Source organism: Streptomyces sp. NPDC007856 (assembly GCF_042868225.1).
Taxonomy (GTDB): Bacteria; Actinomycetota; Actinomycetes; order Streptomycetales; family Streptomycetaceae; genus Streptomyces.
On record NZ_JBIAEC010000003.1, the window covers coordinates 585,965 to 611,577 of the forward strand.

Below are 25,613 nucleotides of genomic sequence, written 5' to 3' on the forward strand. Positions count from 1 at the left end.
GGGCGGGGCCGCGAGGCCAACCGGCGGCTGCGGGTGAGCCCCCGTCAGTCCGCCGTAAGCTCCCGCAGTGCCTCCGCCCGCAGTCCCTCCCGCCCCAGGGCGGCGTACCTCGACCTCGCGTCGGCGTACGCCGCCCTGTCGGCGTTCTCGGCCGCTTCCCGGGAGCGGGTCAGGGACAGGGTGGGGAACTCCCGTACCACCGGCATCCGTTCGGCCAGCGCCACCAGCCGTACGGCGGCCGGGTCGCCCTGGGCCAGCCGGGTGTGTCCGAGGGCCAGCAACAACGTGCCGTACACCGGCAGTTCCACCGGGGCCCCGTCGGCCGGCGAGCCGTCGGCCAGGGCACTGGACAGCAGCCCGAGCAGCCGCGCCCGCAACTCCTCGGTGAGCCCGGCGACCGGGTCCGGCCGGCCGTGCAGCGCGTGCGCGGCCACGGCGGCCGACTGCAGCTGCAGCGCCCACGGGTCCACGAAGGGATCGTCGGCGGCGTACAGGGCACTGATCTGCCGTACCCGCTCCGCCGCCCGGCGCCACAGCCCGAGCCCGAGCTCGGTCAGTCCCCGGGCCAGCGCGATCTCCGCCCTGGCCGGCAGCTCGGGGCTGAACGTCCCGTCCGAGTCCGGCGGCTGGTCCAGGGCGGCGCGGTCCAGCCAGTACTCGGCCTCTTCGATGTCGCCCTTGTGCAGACAGGCCAGCGCCAGCCCCCAGCGGACGCCGAGCGAGTCCGACGTGTCGCCGAACGCGTCCAGTGCGCTCAGGGCGGCGCGCAGATGGTCGTACGCCTCCGCGCCCCGCTCGGTCTGCAGGCACAGCTCGCTGACCCGGCCGTGGCTGAGCAGGTGCATGGCCGGGTTGTTCAGCGGGGCGAGCGCGTCGACCATCCGGCGGGCGCTCGCCAGCGCCCGCTCCACGTCGTGCCCCGCCTCCCAGACGTAGCTCGCGACGGCCGCGGCGATGCCCGCCAGCAACGGCTCGTCGGCCTCGCACAGCTGCCGGAGCCGGGCGAACTCCGGCGGCCGCATCTCCGGTACGGCGCACAGCACGACGGACAGGGCCCGCAGCACGGTGTCCGGCGGGGCGGGCGGCAGCCGGCGCAGGGTCACCAACTGGCGTACGGCGTGCGGGCCGTGGCCCATGAAGAGGCTCGCCGCGCACACCGCCGCCGCGCTGCGGGCCGGTTCCACGTCCTCGGGGTCCTCGGGCCGGAAGTGGGACAGGGGGCCGGCGGTGTCGGCGGCCAGCGCGGCCAGCCGGCCGTAGGTGGAGCCGGTGGACCACAGGGAGGACAGTACGGCGGTGACGGCCGCGGTGGCGGGCCCGTCGCCGCGGGCCAGCGCGTGCCGCACGGCGAGGACGAGGTTGTCCTGCTCGGCGCGGATGCGGGACCAGGCGGGCACCGGTTCGTGGCTGAACAGCAGGTCGTGGTGGGCGCGGCCGAAGTCCCGCGCCCAGGCGAGGAACCGGCCGGTCACCGCCTCCTCCTCGCCTGCCTCGGCACGCTTGGCGGCGCCGAACTCCCGCAGTGTCTCCAGCATGCGGAAGCGCACTCCGGAGGGGCTGTCGTCGACCTTGATCAGGGACTGCCCGGCCAGCTGTTCCAGCAGGACCAGTGCGTCCCCGGTCTCGCCGAGGACGTACTCCGCCGCGTCCTCGGTGAAGCCCCCGGGGAACACGGACAGGGCGCGCAGGGCGGCCTGTCCGTCGGGCTCCAGGAGGTTCCAGCTCCAGTCGACCACGGCCCGCAGGGTGCGGTGCCGCTCGGGTGCGTCGCGGGCGCCGCCGCGCAGCAGCGCGAACCGGTCCCTCAGCCGGCTGGAGATGTCGGCCACGGAGAGCACCCGCACCCGGGCCGCGGCGAGCTCCACGGCGAGCGGCAGCCCGTCCAGGTGCCGGCAGATCTCGGCGACCGGGCCCGGGGGCAGCTCCACGCCGGGCCGGGCGGCGCGGGCCCGCTGGGTGAAGAGTTCCACCGAGGTCGCCTGGGACAGCTCCGGCAGGGCGTACACGGACTCCGAGCTCAGCCCCAGCGGGGCCCGGCTGGTGGCCAGCACCCGCAGCTTGCCCGTCCGCGACACCAGCGCCTGGACGAGGGCGGCCGCACCGGCGATGACCTGCTCGCAGTTGTCCAGCACCAGCAGCACCGGCCCGGCACCCAACGCGGCGACGATGCCGCTCACCAGGTCGGTGCCGCCGGTGAACTGCCGGCCCTCCCCGGCGCCGACCGCCGTGGCCACCTCGCCGGGCACGTCGTCGTCGGCGGTGACACCGGCCAGTGGAACGAAGTGCACCACGGGCTGCTCGGCCGCCCGGCTCACCGCGTGGGAGAGCCGGGTCTTGCCCAGTCCGCCGGGGCCGACGACGGTGACCACCCGGGCCTCGCGCAGCAGCCCGGTCACGGCGGCGAGGTCGGCGTCCCGGCCCAGCAGCGGGTTCGGGTCGTGCGGCACGCCGTGGCGCACCGGCGCCGCGTCCGCCCGCAGCAGCTCCTGGTACACGGCCTTGAGGCCGGTGCCGGGATCGGTCCCCAGCTCGTCCCGCAGCCCGCGGCGATAGGTGTCGTAGCGGGTCAGCGCGGCGGCCCGGCCGGCGGTGGCGGCCTCGCAGCGCAGCAGCTCCGCCAGCAGCTCCTCGTCCCGCGGCAGCTCCTGCGCCAGCTCGGCCAGGGCGGCCGCGGCCTCCTCCCGCCGCCCCAGCCGGGCGAGCGCGAGCGCCCGGGAGCGGACCAGCGCGCGGTGCGCCCGGATCCGCCCGGCGCGCAACGCCACCACCGGGTCGTGCAGGACCTCGCCCGCTCCGGCGCCCACGTTCCCGTCCCACAGGGCCAGCCCGGCCTCCGCCTCGGCCAGCGCGCCCTCGTGGTCTCCGGACCGGGCGCGCCCGGCGGCCGCCGACTCGTGCAGCAGCAGCGCGGAGCTGTCCACCCGCGGCTCGTCCAGCGCCAGCCGATAGCCCGTCGGCGTGCTCACGATCAGCTCGGCACCCAGCTGCGCCCGCAGCCGTGACACCAGGATCTGCACCGCCTTGCCGGGCCGCTCGGGCAGCTCGTCCTCCGCCCACAGGCCCTCCACGAGCCGGCCCGTGCTGCAGCCGGTGCGCAGATCCTCCGCGAGCAGGGCCAGCAGCCCGCGCAGCCGGGGTGCCGTGATCTCCCGCCCACGACAGGCGACGCGGGACAGCAGTGTCAACTCGGTGGTCACCCGTGCAGGTTAGCCAGAGTCAGGAGAGCCCCGAAGCCCGGAGCACCGCCTGCACGGTCTCGTCGTCGATGCGGTGGCCCAGGCGGTGCACGACGTCCGCACCGCGCAGCAGCGTTCCGCGCTCCAGGGAACGGCGGACACCGGTGTCGAGTTCGTGCCAGAGCAGCGGGTTGGCGGCCAGGACGCGGGGATCGAGTTCCAGGCGGTGGCCGTGGACGTCCCGCAGGACCAGGTGGGAGGAGACACCGTCGTACTGCCGTACGGAGACCAGCGCGTCGGTGCGGACCAGGCGCCGGCGCCAGGGCGTGCGGACCGCGAGCCAGCCGGGGCCCGCGCTCACCCGCTGGGGGAGCAGGACGGTGCACACCGCGGCCGACAGGGCGACCCAGAGCAGGGCGCGCACGGGGGTCAGGCTCCCGGCGTCCCAGTCGACGAGGAGGCTCAGGGCGCAGAAGAGCAGGGCGCAGGTGAGCGCGAGCCGGGCGCTGCCGCGCCAGTGGCGGTCGCCGGCCGAGCCTGGCGGTCCGCTCCGTCGCATGGCGTCGACGCTAGGCGGCCGTGCGGGGTGCGGCAGCCGCTGCTTACGGGGTCCTAGCGCGGTACGGGTGCATCTTGACGGAATCCTGACGCCGGTCGGCGCGGCCGCTCCTCAGCCGGTGTGCACGCGGGGGCGCTGGGGCCGGTTCGGTTCGGCCTCGCGCAGGACCTCGCGGGTGACCGGGGCGACCTCGCCCTGGCCGAAGAGGAAGAAGCGCAGGAAGTTGGCGAAGGGGGTGCCCTCGGTCCACTCGAAGTAGATGTGCGGGGTGCAGCCCGTCATGTCCCGGGCGTGCAGGAGGAGGGCTGCCAGGGCGTTGGAGATGGAGGAGTGCTCCAGGGTCAGGACGCGATAGCGGTTGTGCAGCACCTCGCCGCGTACGGTGAGGCCCGCCTCGAACTCGGAGGGGTCGGTGACCGTGACCTCGACGAAGACGAAGTCCTCCTGCTCCGGCAGGTCGTTGTCGGCCCGGATCTGCTCGGCCTTGTCGCGATACTCGGCCTTGTCGCGGCGGCCGGGCTTGTTCGCGATGAAGCGGATACGGCGGTGCGACATGTCCCGGATGAATCGTTCCGCCATGGCGTCCAGCTCGACATGCGTGACGCGCAGCTCGAAGGCGCGGGCCAGCCGGGAGAGGAAGGAGACGAGCATGATGCCGACGATGAAGCAGGCACCGATCTTCACACCGTCCGGGCGCTCGATCACGTTCACCACGGTCGTGTAGAGGAACACGGCGGAGATCACGGCGAACCCGATGGTCCACTTGCGCTGCCCCGCCTTGCGCGCGGCGATGGTCACCGCGATCGCCGCGGAGCTGATGAGCACCAGCACACCGGTGGCGTAGGCGCCGCCCTGCTTGTCGACGTTGGCGTCGAACAGCCAGGTGACCAGGAAGGCGATGAGGGTGAAGACGATGACCATCGGGCGCACGGCGCGGGCCCAGTGCGGGGCCATGCCGTAGCGGGGCAGATAGCGCGGCATCAGGTTCAGCAGACCGGCCATCGCGGAGGCGCCGGCGAACCACAGGATGGCGATGGTCGAGATGTCGTAGACCGTGCCGAAGGCGCCGCCGAGGTAATCGTGCGCCAGGTACGCCAGCGCACGGCCGTTGGCCTTGCCGCCGGGCTTGAACTCGTTCGCCGGGATCAGCACGGTGGTGATGAAGCTGGTGGTGATCAGAAAGGCGCTCATGATCAGCGCGGCCGTGGTGAGCAGCTTCTTCGTGTCCCGGATCCGGCCGGTCGGCTTCTCCTCGGTGTCGTCCGGGTCGCCCCGGACGTGCGGCATGACGGCGACGCCGGTCTCGAAGCCGGACAGGCCGAGCGCGAGCTTGGGGAAGACCAGCAGGGACACCCCGATCATGGCGAAGACGTTGCCGTGCGCGGCGGTCAGGGCGCTGGTCCAGTCGGTGACCACGTGCCCTGCGGTGAGTACGTGCCCCAGCCCCACCACCACGACCACGGCGTTCAGGGCGAGATAGACCACCACCAGGGCGAACGCGACGCCGATCGCCTCCAGGAAGCCCTTGAGGAACACCGCGCCCAGCAGCGCCACCAGGATCAGGGTGATCAGCATCTGCCCGCCGTGCAGCGTGCTCGTCAGGTGCGGGTTCTCGATCAGGTGGGTGGTGGCGTCGGCGGCCGACAGGGTGATGGTGATCAGGAAGTCGGTGGCGGCGAAGCCCAGCAGCGTCAGGACGAACAGCTTGCCCTTCCAGAAGGACAGCAGCCGCTCCAGCATGGCGATGGAGCCCTCGCCGTGCGGGCTCTCCTGGGCCACCCTGCGATAGACGGGCAGGGCGCCGGCGAGGGTGACGGCGACGAGGACCAGGGTGGCGACCGGGGAGAGCAGACCAGCCGCCAGGGCCGCGATACCGGGCTGGTAGCCGAGGGTGGAGAAGTAGTCGACACCGGTCAGGCACATCACCCGGTACCAGCGCTGACCCTTGTGCGGGGCTTCCGGCTCGGCGTGCGGGCCGGTGTGGCTGCCGTGCTTGCCCATGTCGGACAGGCCCTGCAGCATCCAGGCGCGCAGCCGACCGGTATGCGGAGGGTGTTCGATCGTCGCCATCGGCGTGCTCCTGATGTGCGGCTCAGCGTGGGGTTCCGGCCATCACGCATACGGCGACACCAGCGTAGGCAGACGGTGACGCACGGGCCCATGGCTCGTTCCGCCGGGGGCGTCAAGCTTGCGTCAAGGCCGGCGTGGCGAGTGCTGGCCGGACATACACTGCAAGGTTTTCCCCTGCGCGGGGAGCGGTTGCGCCGTACGGGGGAGCGGGCGGCGGCGGAGCACACGGTGGACTGCGCCGGGGGCACTGTGACGGCCGACGGCACTGCGGCGGCTCAGGTGTCCGACAGCCGGGCCTCCTCAAGGTCCAACGCCCGCTGCAACCGCCGCCGCGTCGTGTCGCTGATGGCATGCGCGTCGTACAGCCGCTGAAGTTCACCCGTCTCGACGGCGATCAGATCGCGCCGCAGCTGGCGGTAGACCCGGTCGGCGGACTCGGTGGCCACGCCGCCCCTGCTCTCGGCGAGGCGGTCGCGGGCGTCGTCGAGGCGGGCGGTCAGGCCCCGGCGGAGCCGGTCCAGGACGACCTCGGGCACGACCTCCAGCTCCGCGAGCTCCTCCAGGCGGGCGAGGCCGGCATGGGCGAGGTGGGAGCGGGCCTCGGCCTCCTCGCGCGCGGTGTGGGCGGGCTCCAGGGCGATGCCGGAGGCGCGGACGACCGGGGCGAGGGTGAAGCCCTGGACGACGAGGGTGACGACCACGACGGACGTGGTCAGGACCAGTACCAGGGGGCGGTCGGTGAGCGGGCTGCCGTCCTTGGCGACCTCGGGTATGGACAGCGCGGCGGCCAGCGGCATCACGCCGCGCGTGCCCGCCCAGGTCAGCACCATCGGGATCCGCCAGTTCAGCCGGCCGACCCCGCCCTCGCGCTGCACGACCGCCGACAGCGGCGCCAGCCACAGCAGCCGTACGGCGACGAGCGTGACGGCGACGGCGAGGGCGTACAGCGGCCAGGGCCGGTCGCCGTCCGCCAGGGCCCGTACCTGGGAGGGCAGGGCCAGGCCGATCAGGCTGAAGACCACACTCTCCAGCAGGAACACCACCGTGCCGTACACCGCGTGCAGCTGGAGCCGTATGCGGGCGTTGGTCAGGCGGTCGCCGCGGCCGCCCAGCACCACCCCGGCCACCACGCAGGACGTCACTCCGGAGGTGTGCGCGACCTCGGCCAGCAGGTAGGCGGCGTACGGGGTGACCAGGGCGATCACCGTCTCCAGCACCGGGTCCTCGGTGCGGCGCCGGATCAGGGTGACCACTCCGGCCACCGCCGTCCCGATCACCGTGCCGCCGCCCGCGAGCAGAAAGAACTGGCCGCTCGCGGCGCCCCAGCTCGCGGCGGCCGAGGCGATGGCGATGCCCGCCGCCACCCGGACCAGCACCAGGGACGTCGCGTCGTTGAACAGGCTCTCCGCCTGCACGAGGACCTGCACTCTCGGCGGCAGCGCGAGCCGGCGGCCGAGCGCGGTCACCGCCACGGGGTCGGTGCTGGCCAGCACCGCGCCCAGGACGAACGCCATCTCCCAGGACAGGGGGGTGACCAGGGCGGCCACGGCCGCGACGGCCGCCGCGGAGGCGAGCACCAGGCCGATGGCGAGGATCCCGACCGGCTTCCACACCGCCCGCAGCTCCCGCCACGGCATGTCCTCCGCGCTCGCGTACAGCAGCGGCGGGAGGACGACCAGGCCGATGATCTGCGGGCTGATCTGGATCTGCGGGGTGCCCGGGAGCAGGGCCACCGCGAGACCGGCGACCACGAGCAGGGAGGGGGCGGGGATGCGCCAGCGGCGCGCGAAGGTGGCGACCACCGTGGCGAGGACCACGAGGGCGAGAACCGTGCCGACGCTGCGCATGCCGTCCCCCTGGAATTGCGGAAGCCACTCTGACTCCCGGCCGACCAGACTTCCCGGCACACCTGCACTCACCCTATCGGGCCAGGTCACGTCAAGACAGTGCCAAGGTGCGTCACAGACACGCACCGCGGGCTGCCCACCGGTGCGGAATCAGGGTCGTAAGAGACCCGTCAAAGCCGTAACCGCCGCCATATGGGAGCCGTCAACGGGCGACCGGTCGCGCTGGTGGCTCTCGCTGCTCCAGGAGGCCTGGGGCGTCTCGCAGAGCAACAAGACCAACTATCTGCGGGTCTACGCATGGCCCAACTCCGCCGGAAACTGTCGGAGGCACACCGCCGGATCGAGCGGGGCACCGACTGCGTGGTCGCCTTCGTCGAACACCATCACCGGCCGCGCACCGAGGTGATGCTGTGCGGCCCGGAGCAGGTACCGCGCAGGGAACTCACCAACCTGGTCGGCCGCCCGCCCGTGGTCGCCGTACGCGACGGCCGCGCCCGCCTCCTGGTCCGCCGCGAGTCCCTGGAGGACGTCCGCAGCCGGGATGTGGGCCTGTAGCCCGGCCTGCTACGTTCGCCGGCATGGCGAACCAGCGCGGACCCGGCGCGGAGGCCGCCGCGCCGGCTTCGGCGGCCTCGGCCCGGCAGATGTGGCCGCTGTACGCGGCCGGGTTCACCACGGCCTTCGGGGCGCACGGCATCGCCGCGAACCTCGGCGGTCACGCGAAGGGCGCGGTGACCTCGCTGCTGGTGCTGGGCGGGCTGCTCGCCCTGTACGACGGCGCCGAGGTGATCCTCAAGCCGGTGTTCGGCACCCTCGCCGACCGGGCGGGCGCCCGCCCGGTGCTGCTCGGCGGGCTCGTGGCCTTCGCGTCCGCGTCCGCGCTGTACGTGGTGGCGGACAGCCCCGGCTGGCTGTGGGCGGCCCGGCTCGGCCAGGGTGCCGCGGCCTCCGCGTTCTCACCGTCCGCGTCCGCACTGGTGGCCCGGCTCAACCCGGCCGCGGGGCACGGCCGCGCCTTCGGCAGCTACGGCTTCTTCAAGTCCATCGGCTACACGCTCGGCCCGCTGCTCGGCGGTGTCCTGGTCTGGGCCGGCGGGCTGTGGCTGCTGTTCGCCGTCCTGGCGGCGCTGGGCGCGGCGGTCGCCGTCTGGGCCGCGCTCGCCGTTCCCGTCGTACCCCCGCTGCCGAAGTCCCGGCAGACGGTGCTGGACCTCGCCCGACGGCTCGCCGACCCGGTCTTCCTGGCCCCGACCGCCGCGCTCGCCGCCGCGACCGCGGCCCTCTCGGCCGGGGTGGGCTTCCTGCCGGTCTCCGGTCGCGCCGCGGGGCTGGGCACGGTGGCCACCGGGGCCGCCGTGTCGCTGCTCGCCGCCTGCGCGGCCGTGGTCCAGCCGCGTGCGGGGCGGGCCCTGGACGAGGGACGCCTGACGACCCGTACAGGTCTCGCCGCGGGACTCGCGATCACCGCCGCCGGTCTGGCCTGCGCCATGCTGCCCGGCCTCACCGGCCTCCTCCCGGCCGCCGTCCTCGTCGGCACCGGCACGGGCCTGATCACCCCGCTCGGCTTCGCCGCACTGGCGTCTTCGACTCCCGGGGAACGGCTGGGGCAGACCATGGGCGCGGCGGAACTCGGGCGTGAACTGGGCGACGCGGGCGGCCCGTTGCTGGTGGCGGCGGTCGCCTCCGGAGCCGGCCTGAGCCACGGCTTCGGCGCGCTGGGGATTCTCGTGGCGGCGGGAGCGTTGGTGGCGTTCATCCGAAGGGGCTGAGGGGCAGCGCCCCACGACGGCGCCGCACCCGCCCGACGGCCCCGTCAGCAAGGCACATCGACGGTGACAGCCGCCCCGCCCGGCGAGTTCTCCGCCCGCACCCCACCCCCATGAGCCACGGCCACCGCCTGTACGAACGCGAGCCCCAGCCCCGATCCCTCGCTCGTCCGGCTGGCCTCCGCGCGGGCGAAACGGTCGAAGGCGCGGGGCAGAAACTCGGGTGGGAAGCCCGGCCCCTCGTCCGTGACGGACAGCCGCAGCCGGCCCTCATGGACGATGGCCGCGACACGGACCGCCCCGTCGCCGTGCCGCAGCGCGTTGGCGACGAGGTTGCCGATCGCGGGCACCAGCCAGCGGGCGTCGACGTCGACGACGGTGTCCGCCGCGTCGGCGGAAACGCCGCGCCCGGCCCGTTCGGCGGTGCGCAGATGCGGGGCCACGGCGGTGCCGACCAGGTCGGCGAGTCGTACCGGTGCCCGGGTGATGTGGCCGGTGCTGCCGAGTTCCTCCAGGTCCAGCAGGGCGTTGGAGAGGTCGATCAGGCGCTGGACCTCCGCGTCCACGGAGCGCAGGGTCTGGTTGAGTTCCTCGGCCGAGCGGGGGCGGTGCAGTGCCACGTCGACCTCTGCCCGCAGCAGGGACAGCGGGGTGCGCAGCTCATGGCTGGCGTCCGCGACGAAGCGGCGCTCGCGGGCGGCGGACGCCTCCAGACGGTCGAGCATGCGGTTGAGGGTGTGCCCGAGCCGGGTGATCTCGTCGTCGCGGTCGGCGGGCACGTCCAGGCGCAGGTTCGGCCCGCCGTCGGCGAGGGCGGCGGCAGCGGTGCGGTAGCGCTCGACGGGGCGCAGTGCGGCGCGGGCGGTGCGGTAGCCGACGTACGAGGCGGCGATCAGGGTCAGTCCGGAGGCGAGGGCGAGCTGGGCGAGGAGTTCCCGCAGGGCCTCGTCGCGATGGCCGCGGCGGACGGCGGTGACGACGACCCGCGTCGCCCCGCCGGCGCGGACCCGCTCGGCCTGCAGGCGCAGCGTGTCCGGGGTGATCGGCAGCAGCGAGCCGACGTCACGGCGTACCGCGCGCCCGTGCCCGGCCGCCCGGAGTTCGGCGGGGGTGAGCAGCGACCGGTCGCCCACGGCGTCGTCGGCGGCGAGGACCCGGCCTCGGCCGTCGAGGACCTGGTAGAGACTGCCGCTGGGGCCCGGAGGCGGCGCGGTGCCGGCGCGGACGGCCCGGTCGAGGCTGTGCTGGTACGTGGCCAGGTCGTCGTGGAGCTGACGGTCGAGGGCGCTCTGCACCCGCCAGTAGACCAGCCAGGCCGTACCGGTCAGCACGAGGGACATGGTGACGGCGACGGCCAGCACGAGCCGGGTGACGACGGGCAGTCGGCCGAACCACGCGCGCAACCGGGAGGGCAGCCGCTCGCACCACGCGCGCAGCCCGCTCGGCTGGGTCACGGGGCGGTCTCCAGGCGGTAGCCGCGTCCGCGCAGGGTCGTGATCGTCGTACGGTCGAAGGCCCGGTCGACCTTCGCGCGCACCTTGGAGACGTGTACGTCGATGGCGTTGCTGCGCAGGTCGGTCTCGCCGTCCCAGACCTCGTCGAGCAGCTGCAGCCGGGTCACCAGGCATCCGGCGTTCGCCATCAGCACCCGCAGGACGTCGAACTCCCGCCGGGACAGGTCGAGTTCGGTGTCCGCCCGCCAGGCCCGCTGCTGCCCGGGGTCGAGGACGAGGTCGCCGACCTTCAGGCGGCCCGAGCCGTCGGGGCGGCGCCGGGAGATCGCCCGCAGCCGCGCCAGCAGCTCCTCCAGGGCGAACGGCTTGACCACGTAGTCGTCGGCGCCCGCGTCGAGACCGGCGACCCGTTCGCTGATCGCGCCGCGCGCCGTCAGCAGGATCACGGGCACGTCGACGCCCTCGCCGCGCAGCGTCCGGCACACCTCGACCCCGTCCATCCCGGGCAGCATCACATCCAGCAGGACCCCGTCCAGGCGGGGGTCACGGGCGGCGGCCAGCCCCGAGGGGCCGTCGTAACGGCCCTCGGCGGTGTGTCCGGACTCGGTGAGGTAGCGGACGACGAGGTCGGTGAGGCGGGTCTCGTCGTCGACGACCAGGTAGCGCATGGCGGTCAGGCTAACCGCCGGAGCTCCGGCTCCGGACGCCTGGAAGCCTTCATGGTCTGTTCATGTGACATCCCTACCTTCCTTCACGTCGCGGTGCTCCGCGGACCGCGACCGGTCCGCCGTCCGACGTTCCGGGACGGAAGGGACAGTCATGGACGCACTGGTGCTCGCCGCCAAGGGCATCACCCACCACATCGCCCCCGTCGACCTCCTCACGCGTGGCGGCCTCGACGTCGTCGCCCTGCTGGTCCTGGTCGGCTGGCTGTACCGGCGCCGCCCCAGCGCACCGGCGATGCCGCTGGTCCTGGCCGCGCTGAACATCGGGCTGTTCGCGGCGATGAGCACCATCAGCGCGGGCAAGTTCCCCGCCGGGGTGGGCTTCGGACTGTTCGGCATCCTCTCCCTGGTCCGGCTGCGCAGCGCCGCCTTCACCCTGCGCGATGTCGCCTACACCTTCGTGGCCCTGGTCATCGCCCTGTGCACCGGACTTCCGCAGCGCGACAGCTGGCTCGTGATCGCGCTGGACGCGGTGGTGCTGCTGGCGGTCCTGCTGGTGGACGACCCCCGCGCCTACCAGCCGCCGACCCGCACGGTGAAACTGACCCTGGACCGGATCTACGACGACCCCGCCCTGATCTCCCAGGACGTCGCCTTCCGCTTCGGCCGGGCTCCGCTGTCGGTCGAGGTCGACGAGGTCGACTACGTCCGCGAGACCACCCGGGTCTCCGCCCAGTACCCCGTCGCAGCGGGCGAGGCGGCCCTTGCCCAGGACAGCGAGCCGCGCGAGCCGGTGACCGTCGCATGAGCTCCTCCCTCGCGGCGGACCTCGGCCTCAGCGCACTGCGCGGCGCCACGCTCGCCGAGGTCGACGCGGCGGCGGCGCTGCAGCACCGCACCGACCGCAAGTACCTGGTCCCCCTCGACCGCGCCCGCGACCTCGTCGCCCGGCTCGCCGACAGCCACCACGTCCTCGACCTGGCCGGCCGTCGTACGACCGGCTACCTCAGCACCTACTTCGACACCGAGCAGCTCGGCGCCTGGCGGGCCCACGTCCAGGGCCGCCGCCGGCGCTGGAAGGTCCGCACCCGCCTGTACGCGGAGGACGGACTGTGCCGGGTGGAGGTGAAGACGAAGGACGGCCGCGGGGCCACCGTCAAGCACGCCCTGAGGATCCCCCATCACACCTACGGGCGACTGGACGGCGCCGCCGCCGGGTTCGTCGACGGGGTGCTGCGCGCGGCGGACATCCCCGTCACCACCGCGGCCCTCTCCCCGGCCGCCGAGATCCGCTATGTCCGCGCCGCCCTCGCCGACCTGGACCACGGCACGCGCGTCACCCTCGACGGCGCCCTCACCTGCCACCACGGCGACCGCACCGCCGCTCTCGACCCGGGGCACGTCCTCGTGGAGACCAAGGGCGGCACCCGGCCCGCCCCCGCCGACCGGCTCCTGCTGCGCCTGGGCGCCCGGCCCGTCTCCCTCAGCAAGTACGTCGTCGGCCGCTCCCTGCTCACCCCCGGCCTGCCCGACAACGACGTACGCCGGCTCGCCCGCGCCCACTTCACCGCTCTCACCGCCGAGCCGCAGCCCGCACCGCTCCTCGAAAGGACCTCCGCCGCATGAACGTCCTGCGCGGCATCAAATGGCCGTACGCCGTCATCGCGGTGGTCGCCGTGACCGCCGCCTCCTTCGGTCTGCTGCGACCGCAGCTGGCCGCCGCCGGATTCCCCGGGCTGAAGCTCTCGGCGACCGACCGCATCAAGCAGAGCCCGCCCCCGGCCCTCTTCAAGGACGCCGAGATCGCGCCGATCGGCAAGCTGGCCGCCGACCAGCGGACGAAGGCCGACGCCCTCTTCGCCCAGTGGCGGAAGGCGCACGGCACCACCCGCGACGACAAGGCGTTCGCCGCCTGGGCCGCCGCGCAGATCCCTGCACCCCCCACCGCGAAGCAGCGCACCGCCGAACTCCACCAGGTCCAGGCCCTCGCCAAGACCCGTACGGCCGCCGGGAAGAAGGCGGCCACCTGGCTGGAGCTCAACGGCAAGAAGGACGTCTGGAAGCTCTACCTCCACGACCAGAACGAACTCGTCCCCGCCACGAAGGGCACGGCGGAGAAGGCGGAGCTCAAGGCGGCCCTGGCGCTGGCCAAGACGATCAGCGACCAGCTGGCCGCCAAGGACAAGCAGCCGGCCCCGTTCGTCCTGGACCCGACCCTGCGCCCGGACAAGCACATCAAGCCCGGCGCCAAGGGCCCGTACTCCTACCCCTCCCGGCACGCGGCCCGTTCCGCCGCGGCCGTCACCTTCCTCAGCGCCCTCTCCCCGCACCGGGCCGGGGAGTACGAGTGGATGCGGGCCCAGGTCCTCTACTCCCGCCTCTACATGGCCGGTCACGTCACCAGCGACCTGACGGCCGGAACGCTGCTGGGCGATCTGATCGGTGACTACGAACTCGCGATCAGCGGGCACTGACGCACCTGAGCCGCCGAAGGGCGCCTTGGCCACCGCGGTGGCCAAGGCGCCCTTCCGTCGGTTGCCGTGCTCGGTCAGCCGACGCGCAGGGTGAGGGACGCGGTGTGCAGCCTGCCGCCGGTCTGGAACTGGAGGAACATCCGCCAGTTTCCGGACTGGGGGAACTGGGCGTGGAAGCTCAGCGCCGGCCCGCCGTGGTCGCCGTCGACCTCAGTCTCCGGGTGGAGGTGGGCGAAGGCGAGGTCGCCCTGGTGGAACGCGGTCAGGTGGGCGTAGGTGTCGAGATACGGCTGGAGGTCGGTGACCGGCTTGCCGTCCTTGGTGACGGTGGCGGTCAGCTGGTGCGCCATGCCCGCCATCGGATCGCCCTTCACCGTCACGGTGTAACCGTCGACGGTGGCGGTGCCGGACGCCTTCGGCAGGGGGTCGGGCATCGCCATGCCGGACACCTTCACGGTGCGGCTGAGGACGAAGTCCTTGCCCTTGCCGGCGCCGCCGTCAGGGACGAAGGAGGCGTACAGCCGCCAGGTGCCCGGCTGCAGCGTGGCCAGCGGCGCGCTCCAGGTGCCGTCCGCGGCCATGGTGGGGTGCAGGTGCTGGAAGCCGGTGAGGTCGGAGCGGATGGCGTAGAAGTGCATCCGCTTGGTCTGGTCGACGGCGAACCCGGTGACCGGCTTGCCGTCCGGCCCGGTGATGGCGAAGCGGTACGCGCTCGCCTTGCCGGCGGGGACGGTGGCGGCCGTGGAGACCATCTTGTAGCCGTCCTTCGCGGCGGCCAGGCCGTTGCCGGCGGACACGGGCTCCATGCCGGGCATCGAGGCCATGCCGTCGTCCGACGCCGACGGGGACGGCGTGGCGCTGTGGTCCATGCCGGACCCGTGGCCGGAGCCGGAGTCCGAGCCGCAGGCGGCGAGGGTCAGGGTGAGTGCCGCGGTGGCGGCGGCCGCGGCGAGGGCGCGGCGGGATGTGCGGAAACGCTGGGTCATAAATGTGTCTTTCCAGGCGGGCGCCGTGAGGCGGCGCGGCCGAACGTGGGAGAGCCGTGCGGGACGGCGGCGACGAGCCGGATCCCGGGGGTCTCGTCACGTCCGCGCGATGCACGCCTGGAGCAGGAGTCGGCGCCCGCCGGCCGGTGGACCCCGGCGACGGGTTCCGTCGGAACCGGGCCGGGCGCACGGCAGCAGGGCTGCGGCCGGGAACACGAGGGCGGCCGCCGCGAGCGCAGGCGCCGGGATCCCGGACCGGGGCGTCGTGGCCAGACACAACGCACCCCGCATGGCCTCGTCCACGCGGGGGGTGGCCGCCTTGGCGGCCGTGGTGGCGGGGCGGCCGCTGCCGCGCGCGGCCTGCCTCGCGGGTGCCGAGCGCATCTCGTCCGTGGGCGCGGTGGCCTTGTCGCCCGCCGCTTTGACGTGGTCGGCGGGGTGCGCGGCTTGCGTCGCGGGTGCCGAGTGCATCTTGTCCGTGGGCGCGGTGGCCTTGTCGCCTGCCGCTGCGACGTGGTCGGCGGGGTGCGCGGCTTGCGTCGCGGGTGCCGAGTGCATCGGGTGCGTGTGCGCAGCCGTCGGGGTGGATGCCGATCCCATGACGGCGGTGTCGGTGGTCTGCATGGCCCCGTGGCAGCCGCCCGCGGCCGCGGCCGGGCCGCCGTGCATGAGGAACAGCCCGAGCAGCACGGCGACCAGAACGGAGGCCCGCACCGCCTGGCGGATGCGGGCCCCGGCCGTGTCGGCGGCGGGCTGCGCGAGGATCACGGCTCCACCTTACTGGGGCGTACGGGCGGGCACGCGGGAAGCGGGCCGAACGGGGGAGAGGGCTCGACGGTGCTCAGTGCCTGTGCCCGGCGTGCTTCACCCTGCCGGGCTGTATCGATGTGCGGCTCCGCCGCGCGGGCGCGAACAACCCACACACACCCGCAGTCGGGAACGGCCCGCACCCCAACGGCGCTGCGTCGCAAACGGCCGCACCGCATGAGCCGGCCGTCAGGACACGCCAACCGTCCGCAGCAGCAGATGGAAGTCATGGGCCGCCTCCGCCGTGGCCAGCGTCGCCGCCGTAAGGACCGCCGCCGTCGCCGCCGTAAGGACGGGGTGGCGGCCCAGCGGCGGAGCCAGCAGCGCGGCGACGCGGCGGGGGACCGGCCCGGCCTTGGCGAGGGGGCTGCGGCGGCCGAGGAAGCCGAGGGCCGCACCGGCGATCCGGGCGAGCGCGGGGGTGCGGTGCGCGGCGAGGGCCGCCTTGCCGACGGTGCGGGCGACCCGCCTGCGGTCACCGGTCGAGGCGGCCGCGTTCTCGTCGGCCCAGCGCTCGATGGTGTAGGTGACCGCGGTGGCGAAGGGGCGCAGGAACGGGTTGGCGGCGGCGCCGAGTTGGGCGAGGGCGACGAAGGCGTAGTGGTGGGCGGTCAGATGGGCGCGTTCATGGGCGAGCAGGATGTCGTGCTCGGACTCCTCCAGGGTGTGCAGCATGCCGGTGGAGACGACGACCCGGCCGGGCAGTCCGGGGATGGCGAAGGCGTCGGGGGCGTCGTCGGGGACGACGACCAGACCGTCCCGGGCGGGCATGCAGGCGGCATCCCACGCGGCGGCGGCCAGTGAACGGGCCCGGCGCCACAGCATCCGTGCCGCCATGAGCACGGCGCCGCCGAGCAGCAGGCCGGCGATCAGCGAGACGGACAGCGCGGCGGGGGCGTCGTGCTGTGCGGTGCCGGCCGACCAGTGGCCCAGGGCGGCGAGTTGCGGGACACGGATCAGTCCGGCCACGGCCAGCAGGCCCAGGGATGTCGTGCTCGCCGCGCCCAGCACCAGGGACGAGGCGGTGAGCAGCCAGGTGGCGAGGCGGGGTTCGCAGCGTTCGGCGAGCGGGCGGGCGCCGAGCGGGGCGATGAGCGAGAGCAGCAGCGGCAGATAGACGGCGACATGCATTCCGAGCGGCTCCTTCCTGTTCCTACCGGTTCCTGCCGGTCCTACTGGCCGGGGTGCTGGTCGGGGCCGAGCAGCTGGCGCAGCAACTCGGCGTCCGTGTCGGACAGTTCGTCGGCGAACCGGGCGAGGACGGCCTCGCGGTCGGGCCGCTCCTCCAGGACGGTGCGCATCCGGCGGGCGGCGAGCCCGGCGTCGTCGGTGACAGGGGCGTAGGCGTAGGCCCGGCCGCGGGGAGTGCGGCCGAGCAGGCCCTTGGTGTGCATGCGGGTGAGGATCGTGACCACGCTGCTGTACGTCAGCTCGCCCCCGAGCCGCTCGGCGACCTCCCCGGGGGTCAGCGCGCCCTCGGCCCGCTGCAGCAGGCCGAGGAGTTCGGCCTCGCGCACTCCGTTGGCCCGCTTCGGGCCGCGTCCCTGTGTGTGGGCGCCCATGGGTTTGTCGTTCTCCCGCTGATCTTCTACAGTCGTGTAGAACTTCTACGGCCGTGTAAATGCTGCCGTCGTCCGAGTGTGCCATGTGTCCCCGGCCCGGGGACAGGCGGGACGGCGGACGGCGGGGCGGCGAGCCACGAAAGGACCCCGATGAGCGCCATAAACCTCGGTCAGGCCGTTGTTCTCGGCATCGTCGAGGGGGTGACCGAGTTCCTGCCCGTCTCCTCGACCGGTCATCTGAAGATCACCGAGGGGCTGATGGGCATCCCGGTCGAGGACACCTCGGTCGTCGGCTTCACCGCCGTCATCCAGGTCGGCGCCATCGCCGCCGTGCTGTTCTACTTCTTCAAGGACATCGTGCGGATCGTCTCCGCCTGGGGGCGCGGACTGCGCAACCGTGAGGAGCGCTACCACCACGACTACAAGTTCGCCTGGTGGGTCATCTACGCCACCATCCCGATCGTCGTGGTCGGCCTGGCCGCAAAGAAGCTGGTCGAGGGCCCGCTGGGCTCGCTGTGGGTGGTGGCCGGCTCGCTGATCGTCGGCTCGGCCGTGATGTGGGCGGCCGACCAGATGGGCCGGCACAAGCGCGGCGAGGACGACACGACCTTCAAGGACGCGATGTGGGTCGGCTGCTCCCAGATCCTCGCCCTGCTCTTCCCCGGCTTCTCCCGCTCCGGCGCCACCATGTCCACCGCGCTCGTCCTGGACCTCGACCGCGTCGCCGCCACCCGGCTGTCGTTCTTCCTCGGCATCCCGGCCCTGACCGGCGCGGGCCTGTACGAGCTGAAGGACGCCGTCGGCGCCGGAGTCGGCGTCGTCCCGCTCGCCGTGGGCACCGCCGTCTCCTTCGTGGTCGCCTACGCCTCCATCGCCTGGCTGCTGAAGTTCGTCGCCAAGCACTCCTTCAACGCCTTCGTGATCTACCGCATCGTCATCGGCGTGGGTCTGCTGGGCCTGCTGGCCACCGGGGTGCTGAGCGCCTGACCGGACGGGCCGCCGGCCCGACGGCCGTCAGCGGGCGCCGCTTCGGTGGGCCAGTCGCAGCAAGGAGCCCCGGACCGAGCGGGCGGTCCGGGGCCCCTGCGCTGTCGCCGGTGTTACGGCGTCCGGGTCTTCCAGATGCCGCGGCCGTGCGTGGCCACGTACACCTGGCTGCCGTCCGGGCTCGGCGAGAGGTAGACCGCCGGCGAGGTGGGCAGGTTCGTGCCCAGGCGCGCCCAGTGGCCGGCCGAGGTGCTGGTGAACACGCCCAGGTCGGTGGCGACCACGAGGGTGCCCTTGCTGGTGATCAGCGCCGAGTTGGCCGGGGCGTCCGGGAAGGAGTCCGAGGCCGCGGGGTCACCGCTGACGTCCGTCCAGGTCGTGCCGCCGTCGGTGGTCTTCCAGACGTGGCCGTAGCCGGCGCCGGGGCCCTCGTTCCAGTGCCGCGAGAAGCCGTTGATCACCGCGTAGACCGTCTTGCCGGAGGCGTCGGACGGGTCGATGGCCAGACCGGAGATGTACCGGTTGGGGAAGGCGGCAGGCAGGCTCACCTGGTGCCAGGTGCCGCCGTAGTTGGTGGCGATACCGCGCCCGAAGGTGCCGTCGACCTTCGAGCAGGGTCCGCACCAGGCCGCCCACGTCACATGGTCGCGGCTGGCGACCGCCGAGGCGGAGTGGCCGGCGCCCAGGTCGTACAGCTTGGTCCAGTCGGCGCCGGAGGTGCTGTTCCAGGTCCTGGTGTTGCCCCAGACGTACTGGCCGCCCGCGACCCACAGGCCGTTCGGGTCGGTCTCGTCCGCGCTGAACGGGGCGATGAAGCGGGCGCCCGGGTCGCCGGGTGCGATGTCGGTGATGACGTCCTCGGAGCCGTCGACGCTCGCGGTGTAGCCGCAGTTGTTCGTGATCTGCAGCGCGAGGTCGACGTACTCGCCGACCGTCTGGCAGCCGTTGTCCGGGTTGACCAGCTGGTCGCCGCCGTCACCGCCGAACGGGGAGACCATCTCGCCGTCCGGGTTGAGCTGCTGCCCCTGGTACGTGGCGCCCTTGGGCGCGAGCAGCGAGACGCCGTTGTCCTGCAGGCCGCCCCAGACGGCGTCGCCGCTGCCGTCGGTCGTCCTGCCCGCGCGCACGGAGTAGTACTGCAGGTCGCGGAGGGTGCCGGACTCGTTGAGGTTGCGCCAGCCGGCGGTCGTCTGCGCGGTCGGACGGGCGTAGGCACCGCCGTCGTTGCCGACGAACACCTCCGGCGTGCTGCCCTTCCACTGCGAGAAGGCGAGGGCGTGCTGGTCGGAGTGCATCACGTCGCCGTCGCAGGAGTTCGCGGCCGGGTCGTACGAGAAGCACTTCATGCCGAAGTTCCAGTACCGGCCGATCGCCTTCCAGGTGGCGCCGCCGTCCCGGGACTCGAACATCTCCTCAAGGCCCAGGTAGACATGGTTCGGGTCGCTCGGATCCACCGCGATGACCTGGTCGTACCAGGCCTGGGAGCCGGGCTGGTAGCCGGAGCCGATCGCGTTGATCTTCATCGCGGAACCGCTCGCCGACAGCGAGGAGGAGGTCGCGATCTGCTGGAACGAGCCGCTGGCGTTGCCGCTCCGGCTGACGTACACGCCGGCGAGCACCGAGTACACGCCGGAGCCGGACGTCTTGTTGAGGAGTTTGGGGGACTCCATCGAGACGTACAGCCTGCTGCCGTCGGCCGCGTAGGCGAAGGCGGCGTTGCCGATCTCGGCGGGGTTGATCGCGCCGGTCGGGTTGGACCGCTTCCAGGTGGTGCCGGCGTCGTCGGAGTAGTAGAAGCCGTTGTAGTCGGCGCCGCTGCGCCAGGCAACGTTGGCCAGCAGCTCCTTGCCGTCGCTGCCGGGCTGTACGGCGATGTCGTTGGCGATGTCCGCGTAGTGGCTGTCCACCCCGCAGGCCACGCCACTGATGCCGACGCCCGCGCACGGGGCGAGAACCTTGGACCAGGCGGCGTCCTGCCCGGCCGACAGCGGGCGCCGGAAGACGCCGTGCGAGGAGGCCGCGAAGACGTAACCGGCGGCCTTGTCGAAGGTCAGGGTGTGGACGGAGCTGCTGTCCAGCTCGGTGCCGCCCACCTTGTCGCTCTCGCTGAAGCTGCCGCTGACCGGGTCGGCGAGCCGGTAGACGCCGCTGCCGAGGTAGTTGTCGGAGGCGGTGGTCGCCTCACCGGTGGCCAGCCACAGCGAGCCGTCGGGCGCGACCGCGAGGGCGCCCACGGACAGGGCGGGCAGCCGGTCGGCGATCGGCGTCCAGGTCTTGCCGTTGTCGGCGGACCGGAACACACCCCCGCCCGCGGCACCCGCGTACACGACCCCCTGATGCGTCGGATCGGTGGCCAGGGCGGCGATACGACCGGCCGAATGCCCCGCGCCACCCCCGGAGTTGGAGGCGGACCGGTCGCGGTAGTGCAGCGCGTCCTCGTTGTACGGCGAGGTGGTGACCTCGCTCCAACTGCCCGACGCGACCGGCATGCTCTTGATGTGCGCCCAGGCGCCGGCGTACGCGCCCGGCGCGATCTGCGCGCTGGGTGAGAGCCTCGGCTCGTTGAACGAGTCGAGGGACTCCATCAGTTCATGGGCCTCCTGGCCCGCCACGTCATGGCGGCCGGTTCCCGAGTCGCTGTCCACTCCGTATGCGGCGACGGGTCCCGTCCCCGCTATCAGAAGCGCGGCGGCGACGACGGCGAAAGCCGACCGCCCACCACCCTCCGTCCCGCGGCGCGATCTGCGCCGTGCGGAATACACACGCATGGACTGTCTCCGGCTTCTTCGGCGTAAGTGGCAGCCGCCCCTACGGCCGCACTTGATCTCCTACTGCCGAGCGCCGGAACGCTACTCCTGTGCCCTCCCCCAACCACAGGGGTTTACAGCGACTTTATAGCCCAACAAACGTAACGATTGTGAAAATCCGCCCCGCTGGCCATCCCACCCTTCCGGAGCGGGAGCACGCCTCATTGCTTGCAGCGCAGGGGGCCGGTTCTCCGTTACTCCGACACGGAGTGGTCGTGGACGATCACCAGGGTCCACGGTGGTTCCCCGCACGATCTGCAGGCGGGCAGGCCTCGACTGAGATTCCGTGCAGGTGCCCGCGCCGTGTCCATGGAATCCTGCCCCGATGAAGAGACGCGTGCAGTTCACCGAGCAGGTGGTGCGGTTCCGTGACTACATGCCGACCGCAGATCGGGAGAAGTTCCTGCGGCTCGTCGACAGGATCGCAGCCGATCCTGAAGGCGCCGACAGTCACCTCGCCTACAGGACCGACACTGTTACGCGCGCGGCCTGGGAGGACCAGGTAATGGTCCACTACGTCGTGACCAGCTTCTTTGTGGTCATCATCGAGGCTGACATCTACGACGCCTCGCGTGGCTTCAACGAGGTGTAGTCGGCCACGAGAGGGCCCTGACGGTCAGTCAGGGCCCTCGTGTTACGCAGCGTGTGGGCGGCGGCCTACTTGAACCAGTAGCGGACGCCATGGTGGTGGGAGCAAGTGCCCTGCGAGTGCCGCGAGTAGGACAGCGTGGCATCCACGCACTTCGCGGTCTCGTACTTGTCCTTGGGCTTTTGGTGGTGCGTCCAGCCACACACGCCCGTGGTGTGGTGGACGCAGTGGTGGGCGGTGTTGGTGGACGGCAACGTCACCGCAGACGCGGTCGGTGCGCTGAAGAAGACGCCGGCCACGGCGACAGCCACAGCCGAGGCGGCAAGACGAGCACGCAAAGGGACCCCCCCTTTTGAATCGAACAAGTGCAGAGGGGACTCTATACGGGTTTCAACTGATCAGTGACTCTTATCGGACTATCCAACAGCGGTGAGCCGCTGGGTCTGGACCAGGCGCGTCCACGTCTCGTTGCAGGCGAATGAGCAGACTGGACCCGGTCGGCGATCAGCTCGCAGCGGTGGGTCGTGAGCAGTGCCAGTTCAGCGGCCAGGTCTGTGGGGACATCGCCCTACGTTGTCAGTCGTCCTGGGTACAGTCCTGGTCCCGACATCAGAGGAGGGCAAGCGGCGTGCCTGTCGACAGCGATCAGTTCGCGCGCGTTATGGCGCGACTCAGGGAGGAGCTTCCGTCCCTGGCTGACGAGCTGAGCCAGGAGGTTCGGCAAGGCCGAGTGGCTTCTGAGCAGCGGCTCAAACAGGAGGGAGAGTACGAGGCCCGTGCCAGTCGTCTAGCTGAGGCCGAACTTCCGCCACTCGGCAAGACTGACATCGCCGTACTGCCGTACACCGACGAGGAGCGAATCGAGCTGGTGCGATCGGCCCTTCTCACCATGGCCGAGACCATGTACGCCTCACGCAAGGCGCTACTGGACCTCACTATGGAGCGTCAGATGGAGACGACCATCCGATTCGGCGACCCAGAGCTGGAGTCACCCACACACCTTGACCTCAAGGCTGAGATGGAGCGCGCACGCATAGCTCGAAGGATCGTCCGCGAGTTGCTGTCTGGCGAGGCCGATGTCATCACGGAGGTCCAGTGAGCAGGATTGACCTGATTCAGGCTATTGAGCAGGCGATCGGTGCTCTACAGCCTGTGTATCGAAACAACGCTGACGAGTCGGATCTATACGAGGCGTCGCTGCTTGTCGTGTGCGTTGACGCTGCTCGAGCGGCAGGCGGATCCGTGCTCTTGACGCAAGATGGCACGAACCCAGCCACTGCACTCCGCTTCCGCAGATCGCCCGGAAACCTGTGGTCTGGTGACTTCACGTACGCCGTGGTCCGCTTTCCTGGCCTCCGAAAGCAGCTGGAGATTCACCTCGGCGTGTACGTGGCGGCACCCACATCGAAGGTGGCTCACGAGTGTGACGTTGCGGTCCTTGACCAGCAGGAGGCGGAGCGGAGCCGTCGGGCCATGGTCCACCCTCGGAGCAGAGGACTCGTAGCCGCAATGGAAGCGAAGTGCTACAGCACCTCACCATCCCTTGGAATCGGCCGCGGATTTCTTGGACTGGCGCAGGAACTGGGCGGAAAGAAGCTATCGCTCGTCTTCCCGTCGCAACGCTCGGACACGCTTGGAGCGCTGATAGCCAAGAAGGACAGCGAGGCGTATCCGCAGTTGCTTCCTGGCACGACGGCGGCTGCCCGGCTGCGCTCGCGTCTGGACCAGGCTATTCGGAACTGGATGGATCAGCTGTAACGACGAAGCGGATCGCACTCTATCGGGGCCGTGGAAGGAGACGAGCGAGCAGAAGGAGCACGGCCGAAAACGTCTGTGCCGCGGTAAGGCGAGTGCTCCGGTGCTCATGTCCGGCATCGATACCCTGGAGCGCATGTCTACTGCCCCGGTTCGCGTTCGTTTCGCCCCGTCCCCGACCGGCATGTTCCATGTCGGTGGTGCACGGTCCGCTCTCTACAACTGGGCGGTGGCGCGACAGTCCGGCGGCACGTTCGTCCTGCGGATCGAGGACACCGACGCGGCCCGGAACAAGCCGGAGTGGACCGAGGGCATCATCAGCGCACTGGAGGCGATCGGTATCCATGGCGAGGACCCGGCCTTCGAGGGGCCGTACTTCCAGTCGCACAGCGCCGACCGGCACCGGGAAGCGGCTCAGCAGCTCTTCGCGGCCGGCCGGGCGTACTACTGCGACTGCACCCGGGAGCAGCTGAAGGAGCGCACGGAGTCGGAGCACCTCGGGTACGACGGGTTCTGCCGCGACCGGGGGCTGGTCTTCGAGGAGGGGCGGGCGCTGCGGTTCCGGACGCCGGACGAGGGAGAGACCGTCGTGGTCGACCTGGTCCGCGGGGAGCCGGCGTTCCCGAACAGCGCGATCGAGGACTTCGTGATCGCCCGTGGCGACGGGTCCCCGGTCTTTCTGATCGCCAACGTCGTGGACGACCTGGATGAGGGAATCACACAGGTCATCCGTGGTGAGGAGCACCTGTCGAACACGCCGAAGCAGCAGCTGCTGTGGGAGGCGCTCGGTGCCAAGCCGCCCGTGTGGGCGCATCTGCCGGTGATCGTGAACGAGAAGCGGCAGAAGCTGTCCAAGCGTCGGGACAAGGTGGCGCTGGAAGATTACCTCGCCGAGGGTTTCCTGCCCGAGGCGATGGTGAACTACCTCATGCTGCTCGGCTGGGGCCCGGGTGAGGACCGGGAGATCAGGCCGTACGAGGAGCTGGAGCAGCTCTTCCGGATCGAGGACGTGAACACCGCGCCGGCCTTCTTCGACGTGAAGAAGCTGACGGCGTTCAACGGCGAGTACATCCGCGCCCTGTCACCGGAGCAGTTCGCCGCCGCCTGCGTACCGTGGCTCGTCGCCCCGTACGCGCCGTGGCGGCCGGAGGCGTTCGACAAGGACGTCTTCGAGGCTGCGGCTTCCCCGGCCCAGACCCGGCTGGCGCTGCTTTCCGAGATCACCAGCTATGTGGACTTCCTGTTCCTCGACGAGCCGGTCGAGGACGAGGCGTCGTGGAACAAGGCGATGAAGGCAGGTGCCGGCGACATCCTGTCGGACGCCCGCGCCGAGCTGGCCGGCGTCGCGGACTGGAAGGCGGACGACCTGAAGGCTGTGCTGCTCGCCGTCGGCGAGAAGCACGGGCTGAAGCTGGGCAAGGCCCAGGCACCCATCCGGATCGCGGTCACCGGCCGGACGATCGGACTCCCGCTGTTCGACTCCATGGAGCTGCTCGGCCGGGACCGCGTGCTGGCCCGTCTGGAAGCTGCCAGCAAGAAGCTGGCCGCGCAGGCTTAGTCGCCGGTCAGGCGACCTGCGCCAGGAGATTGCCCCAGGCGTCGCCGAAGTGGTTGAGGTGGAACCGGGCCAGGGCCTCGTACGCCGCCTTTGCCTTGGTTCGGCGTGATGCCGCGCGTTCTCGGACCTGTGCCGGAAGACGGCGGTGGTCCGGGGCCGGCTGGCCCGTCAGCGCGGCGAGGTCGCCCAGGCCGGCCACCGGGCGGATGAGGCAGGGCAGGCCGAGGAGTAAAGCCTCGTCGGCGCAGCGGCTACAGTCCTCCCGCATGCGGGGGAAGAAGACGCCGACGTCACAGGCGCGCCGCAGACGCAGGTACCGCTCGCCCTCGACGTCGTAGTGCGCGCTGTCGAGGCCGATGGTGTTGCTGCCGCTGGCCGGGGGGCGCCGGCGAGGGCTGCCCAGACACGTCGGGTGGCAGGCCGATCTGCGTGCACGCGCGGTCGCCCTCCGGTAGCCCCACGGTGCCCCGCAACTCTGTTGCGGGGCACCGCCGTTCCTCCGTAGGAGGTCGGCGATTCAACGTTCTGACGACGAGGAATGAGCAGGGCGC

General features: G+C 72.0%; 21 protein-coding genes and 2 pseudogenes. 10 read left to right on the forward strand and 13 right to left on the reverse strand.

Translation table 11 applies throughout. From position 1 onward, the window contains the following. Window positions 1-44: 44 nt before the first annotated feature. From ACFYOH_RS10750 to ACFYOH_RS10765, 4 genes are all read right to left on the reverse strand, one after another. Complete coding sequence (locus ACFYOH_RS10750) at window positions 45-3,197, reverse strand: ATP-binding protein (protein ID WP_388623515.1); 3,153 nt, start codon at window positions 3,195-3,197, stop codon at window positions 45-47. Window positions 3,198-3,216: 19 nt separating this feature from the next. Next, window positions 3,217-3,735, reverse strand: a complete 519-nt coding sequence (locus ACFYOH_RS10755; RefSeq protein ID WP_388623518.1) for a hypothetical protein — start codon at window positions 3,733-3,735, stop codon at window positions 3,217-3,219. 111 nt (window positions 3,736-3,846) lie between these two features. Beyond that, on the reverse strand, window positions 3,847-5,805 hold the full coding sequence (locus ACFYOH_RS10760; RefSeq protein ID WP_388623521.1) for an amino acid transporter: 1,959 nt from the start codon (window positions 5,803-5,805) through the stop codon (window positions 3,847-3,849). A gap of 275 nt (window positions 5,806-6,080) precedes the next feature. Further along, complete coding sequence (locus ACFYOH_RS10765; protein ID WP_388623524.1) at window positions 6,081-7,652, reverse strand: Na+/H+ antiporter; 1,572 nt, start codon at window positions 7,650-7,652, stop codon at window positions 6,081-6,083. A 297-nt stretch (window positions 7,653-7,949) separates the two neighbouring features. Here ACFYOH_RS10765 and ACFYOH_RS10770 point away from each other — a divergent pair. Together ACFYOH_RS10770 and ACFYOH_RS10775 are read left to right on the forward strand one after the other, a co-directional pair. Next, window positions 7,950-8,096 (forward strand): annotated as a pseudogene (locus ACFYOH_RS10770) (hypothetical protein); the annotation flags it as partial. Window positions 8,097-8,296: 200 nt separating this feature from the next. After that, on the forward strand, window positions 8,297-9,421 hold the full coding sequence (locus ACFYOH_RS10775) for an MFS transporter (RefSeq protein ID WP_388623885.1): 1,125 nt from the start codon (window positions 8,297-8,299) through the stop codon (window positions 9,419-9,421). Between the two features lie 44 nt (window positions 9,422-9,465). On the opposite strand, the gene ACFYOH_RS10780 is transcribed toward ACFYOH_RS10775, so the two are convergent. Both ACFYOH_RS10780 and ACFYOH_RS10785 read right to left on the reverse strand, forming a co-directional pair. After that, complete coding sequence (locus ACFYOH_RS10780) at window positions 9,466-10,872, reverse strand: ATP-binding protein (RefSeq protein ID WP_388623527.1); 1,407 nt, start codon at window positions 10,870-10,872, stop codon at window positions 9,466-9,468. Beyond that, on the reverse strand, window positions 10,869-11,540 hold the full coding sequence (locus ACFYOH_RS10785) for a response regulator transcription factor (RefSeq protein WP_388623530.1): 672 nt from the start codon (window positions 11,538-11,540) through the stop codon (window positions 10,869-10,871). Before ACFYOH_RS10785 ends, ACFYOH_RS10780 begins: the two co-directional genes overlap by 4 nt. A 151-nt stretch (window positions 11,541-11,691) precedes the next feature. Between ACFYOH_RS10785 and ACFYOH_RS10790 the strand changes: the two genes are divergently transcribed. Genes ACFYOH_RS10790 through ACFYOH_RS10800 form a run of 3 tightly spaced genes read left to right on the forward strand, consistent with a single transcriptional unit; the run spans window position 11,692 to window position 14,011 of the window. Then, window positions 11,692-12,345: a DUF4956 domain-containing protein gene (locus tag ACFYOH_RS10790; protein WP_388623533.1), complete on the forward strand. Its 654-nt coding sequence runs from the start codon at window positions 11,692-11,694 to the stop codon at window positions 12,343-12,345. Beyond that, window positions 12,342-13,163 carry a polyphosphate polymerase domain-containing protein gene (locus ACFYOH_RS10795; protein WP_388623536.1) on the forward strand — a complete coding sequence of 274 codons (822 nt, stop codon included), beginning with the start codon at window positions 12,342-12,344 and terminating at the stop codon, window positions 13,161-13,163. The genes ACFYOH_RS10790 and ACFYOH_RS10795 overlap by 4 nt, the downstream gene beginning before the upstream one ends. Next, on the forward strand, window positions 13,160-14,011 hold the full coding sequence (locus ACFYOH_RS10800; protein ID WP_388623539.1) for a phosphatase PAP2 family protein: 852 nt from the start codon (window positions 13,160-13,162) through the stop codon (window positions 14,009-14,011). The genes ACFYOH_RS10795 and ACFYOH_RS10800 overlap by 4 nt, the downstream gene beginning before the upstream one ends. A gap of 74 nt (window positions 14,012-14,085) precedes the next feature. Here the strand turns inward: ACFYOH_RS10800 and ACFYOH_RS10805 are convergent, their stop codons facing one another. The 4 genes from ACFYOH_RS10805 to ACFYOH_RS10820 all read right to left on the reverse strand — a co-directional run bounded on the left by ACFYOH_RS10805 (window position 14,086) and on the right by ACFYOH_RS10820 (window position 17,366). Then, on the reverse strand, window positions 14,086-14,997 hold the full coding sequence (locus ACFYOH_RS10805) for a hypothetical protein (RefSeq protein WP_388623542.1): 912 nt from the start codon (window positions 14,995-14,997) through the stop codon (window positions 14,086-14,088). A gap of 96 nt (window positions 14,998-15,093) precedes the next feature. Then, complete coding sequence (locus ACFYOH_RS10810) at window positions 15,094-15,765, reverse strand: hypothetical protein (protein WP_388623545.1); 672 nt, start codon at window positions 15,763-15,765, stop codon at window positions 15,094-15,096. A 228-nt stretch (window positions 15,766-15,993) separates the two neighbouring features. Beyond that, window positions 15,994-16,935: a M56 family metallopeptidase gene (locus tag ACFYOH_RS10815; RefSeq protein WP_388623548.1), complete on the reverse strand. Its 942-nt coding sequence runs from the start codon at window positions 16,933-16,935 to the stop codon at window positions 15,994-15,996. 41 nt (window positions 16,936-16,976) lie between these two features. After that, window positions 16,977-17,366 carry a BlaI/MecI/CopY family transcriptional regulator gene (locus tag ACFYOH_RS10820; RefSeq protein WP_388623551.1) on the reverse strand — a complete coding sequence of 130 codons (390 nt, stop codon included), beginning with the start codon at window positions 17,364-17,366 and terminating at the stop codon, window positions 16,977-16,979. A 150-nt stretch (window positions 17,367-17,516) separates the two neighbouring features. On the opposite strand from ACFYOH_RS10820, the gene ACFYOH_RS10825 reads away from it, so the two are divergent. Next, window positions 17,517-18,353, forward strand: coding sequence for an undecaprenyl-diphosphate phosphatase (locus ACFYOH_RS10825; protein WP_388623554.1), 837 nt, complete (start codon window positions 17,517-17,519; stop codon window positions 18,351-18,353). Window positions 18,354-18,466: 113 nt separating this feature from the next. On the opposite strand, the gene ACFYOH_RS10830 is transcribed toward ACFYOH_RS10825, so the two are convergent. Beyond that, on the reverse strand, window positions 18,467-21,121 hold the full coding sequence (locus ACFYOH_RS10830) for a WD40/YVTN/BNR-like repeat-containing protein (RefSeq protein WP_388623558.1): 2,655 nt from the start codon (window positions 21,119-21,121) through the stop codon (window positions 18,467-18,469). Window positions 21,122-21,497: 376 nt separating this feature from the next. Between ACFYOH_RS10830 and ACFYOH_RS10835 the strand changes: the two genes are divergently transcribed. Continuing rightward, window positions 21,498-21,752, forward strand: coding sequence for a hypothetical protein (locus tag ACFYOH_RS10835; RefSeq protein ID WP_388623561.1), 255 nt, complete (start codon window positions 21,498-21,500; stop codon window positions 21,750-21,752). 65 nt (window positions 21,753-21,817) lie between these two features. Here the strand turns inward: ACFYOH_RS10835 and ACFYOH_RS10840 are convergent, their stop codons facing one another. Continuing rightward, a complete protein-coding gene (locus tag ACFYOH_RS10840; protein ID WP_388623563.1) occupies window positions 21,818-22,087 on the reverse strand; it encodes a DUF3761 domain-containing protein in 270 nt (89 codons plus the stop codon). 290 nt (window positions 22,088-22,377) lie between these two features. On the opposite strand from ACFYOH_RS10840, the gene ACFYOH_RS10845 reads away from it, so the two are divergent. The 3 genes from ACFYOH_RS10845 to gltX all read left to right on the forward strand — a co-directional run bounded on the left by ACFYOH_RS10845 (window position 22,378) and on the right by gltX (window position 25,062). Next, the gene (locus ACFYOH_RS10845; RefSeq protein WP_388623566.1) at window positions 22,378-22,848 is read left to right on the forward strand and encodes a hypothetical protein; all 471 of its coding nucleotides are present in this window, start codon (window positions 22,378-22,380) and stop codon (window positions 22,846-22,848) included. Continuing rightward, on the forward strand, window positions 22,845-23,507 hold the full coding sequence (locus ACFYOH_RS10850) for a hypothetical protein (RefSeq protein ID WP_388623569.1): 663 nt from the start codon (window positions 22,845-22,847) through the stop codon (window positions 23,505-23,507). Before ACFYOH_RS10845 ends, ACFYOH_RS10850 begins: the two co-directional genes overlap by 4 nt. Before the next feature lie 181 nt (window positions 23,508-23,688). Beyond that, window positions 23,689-25,062 carry a glutamate--tRNA ligase gene (gene gltX / locus ACFYOH_RS10855; RefSeq protein ID WP_388623888.1) on the forward strand — a complete coding sequence of 458 codons (1,374 nt, stop codon included), beginning with the start codon at window positions 23,689-23,691 and terminating at the stop codon, window positions 25,060-25,062. A 7-nt stretch (window positions 25,063-25,069) separates the two neighbouring features. Here the strand turns inward: gltX and ACFYOH_RS10860 are convergent. Beyond that, window positions 25,070-25,441, reverse strand: a pseudogene (locus ACFYOH_RS10860) (glycosyltransferase); the annotation flags it as partial. Window positions 25,442-25,613: the final 172 nt, after the last annotated feature.

Coding starts and splice junctions, on each gene's coding strand:
- ACFYOH_RS10800 (WP_388623539.1), top strand. CDS start 13,160: ATGAACGTCCTGCGCGGCATCAAATGGCCGTACGCCGTCATCGCGGTG.
- ACFYOH_RS10815 (WP_388623548.1), bottom strand. CDS start 16,935: ATGCATGTCGCCGTCTATCTGCCGCTGCTGCTCTCGCTCATCGCCCCG.
- ACFYOH_RS10755 (WP_388623518.1), bottom strand. CDS start 3,735: ATGCGACGGAGCGGACCGCCAGGCTCGGCCGGCGACCGCCACTGGCGC.
- ACFYOH_RS10790 (WP_388623533.1), top strand. CDS start 11,692: ATGGACGCACTGGTGCTCGCCGCCAAGGGCATCACCCACCACATCGCC.
- ACFYOH_RS10805 (WP_388623542.1), bottom strand. CDS start 14,997: ATGACCCAGCGTTTCCGCACATCCCGCCGCGCCCTCGCCGCGGCCGCC.
- ACFYOH_RS10830 (WP_388623558.1), bottom strand. CDS start 21,121: ATGCGTGTGTATTCCGCACGGCGCAGATCGCGCCGCGGGACGGAGGGT.
- ACFYOH_RS10820 (WP_388623551.1), bottom strand. CDS start 17,366: ATGGGCGCCCACACACAGGGACGCGGCCCGAAGCGGGCCAACGGAGTG.
- ACFYOH_RS10825 (WP_388623554.1), top strand. CDS start 17,517: ATGAGCGCCATAAACCTCGGTCAGGCCGTTGTTCTCGGCATCGTCGAG.
- ACFYOH_RS10795 (WP_388623536.1), top strand. CDS start 12,342: ATGAGCTCCTCCCTCGCGGCGGACCTCGGCCTCAGCGCACTGCGCGGC.
- ACFYOH_RS10775 (WP_388623885.1), top strand. CDS start 8,297: ATGTGGCCGCTGTACGCGGCCGGGTTCACCACGGCCTTCGGGGCGCAC.
- gltX (WP_388623888.1), top strand. CDS start 23,689: ATGTTCCATGTCGGTGGTGCACGGTCCGCTCTCTACAACTGGGCGGTG.
- ACFYOH_RS10765 (WP_388623524.1), bottom strand. CDS start 7,652: ATGCGCAGCGTCGGCACGGTTCTCGCCCTCGTGGTCCTCGCCACGGTG.
- ACFYOH_RS10785 (WP_388623530.1), bottom strand. CDS start 11,540: ATGCGCTACCTGGTCGTCGACGACGAGACCCGCCTCACCGACCTCGTC.
- ACFYOH_RS10760 (WP_388623521.1), bottom strand. CDS start 5,805: ATGGCGACGATCGAACACCCTCCGCATACCGGTCGGCTGCGCGCCTGG.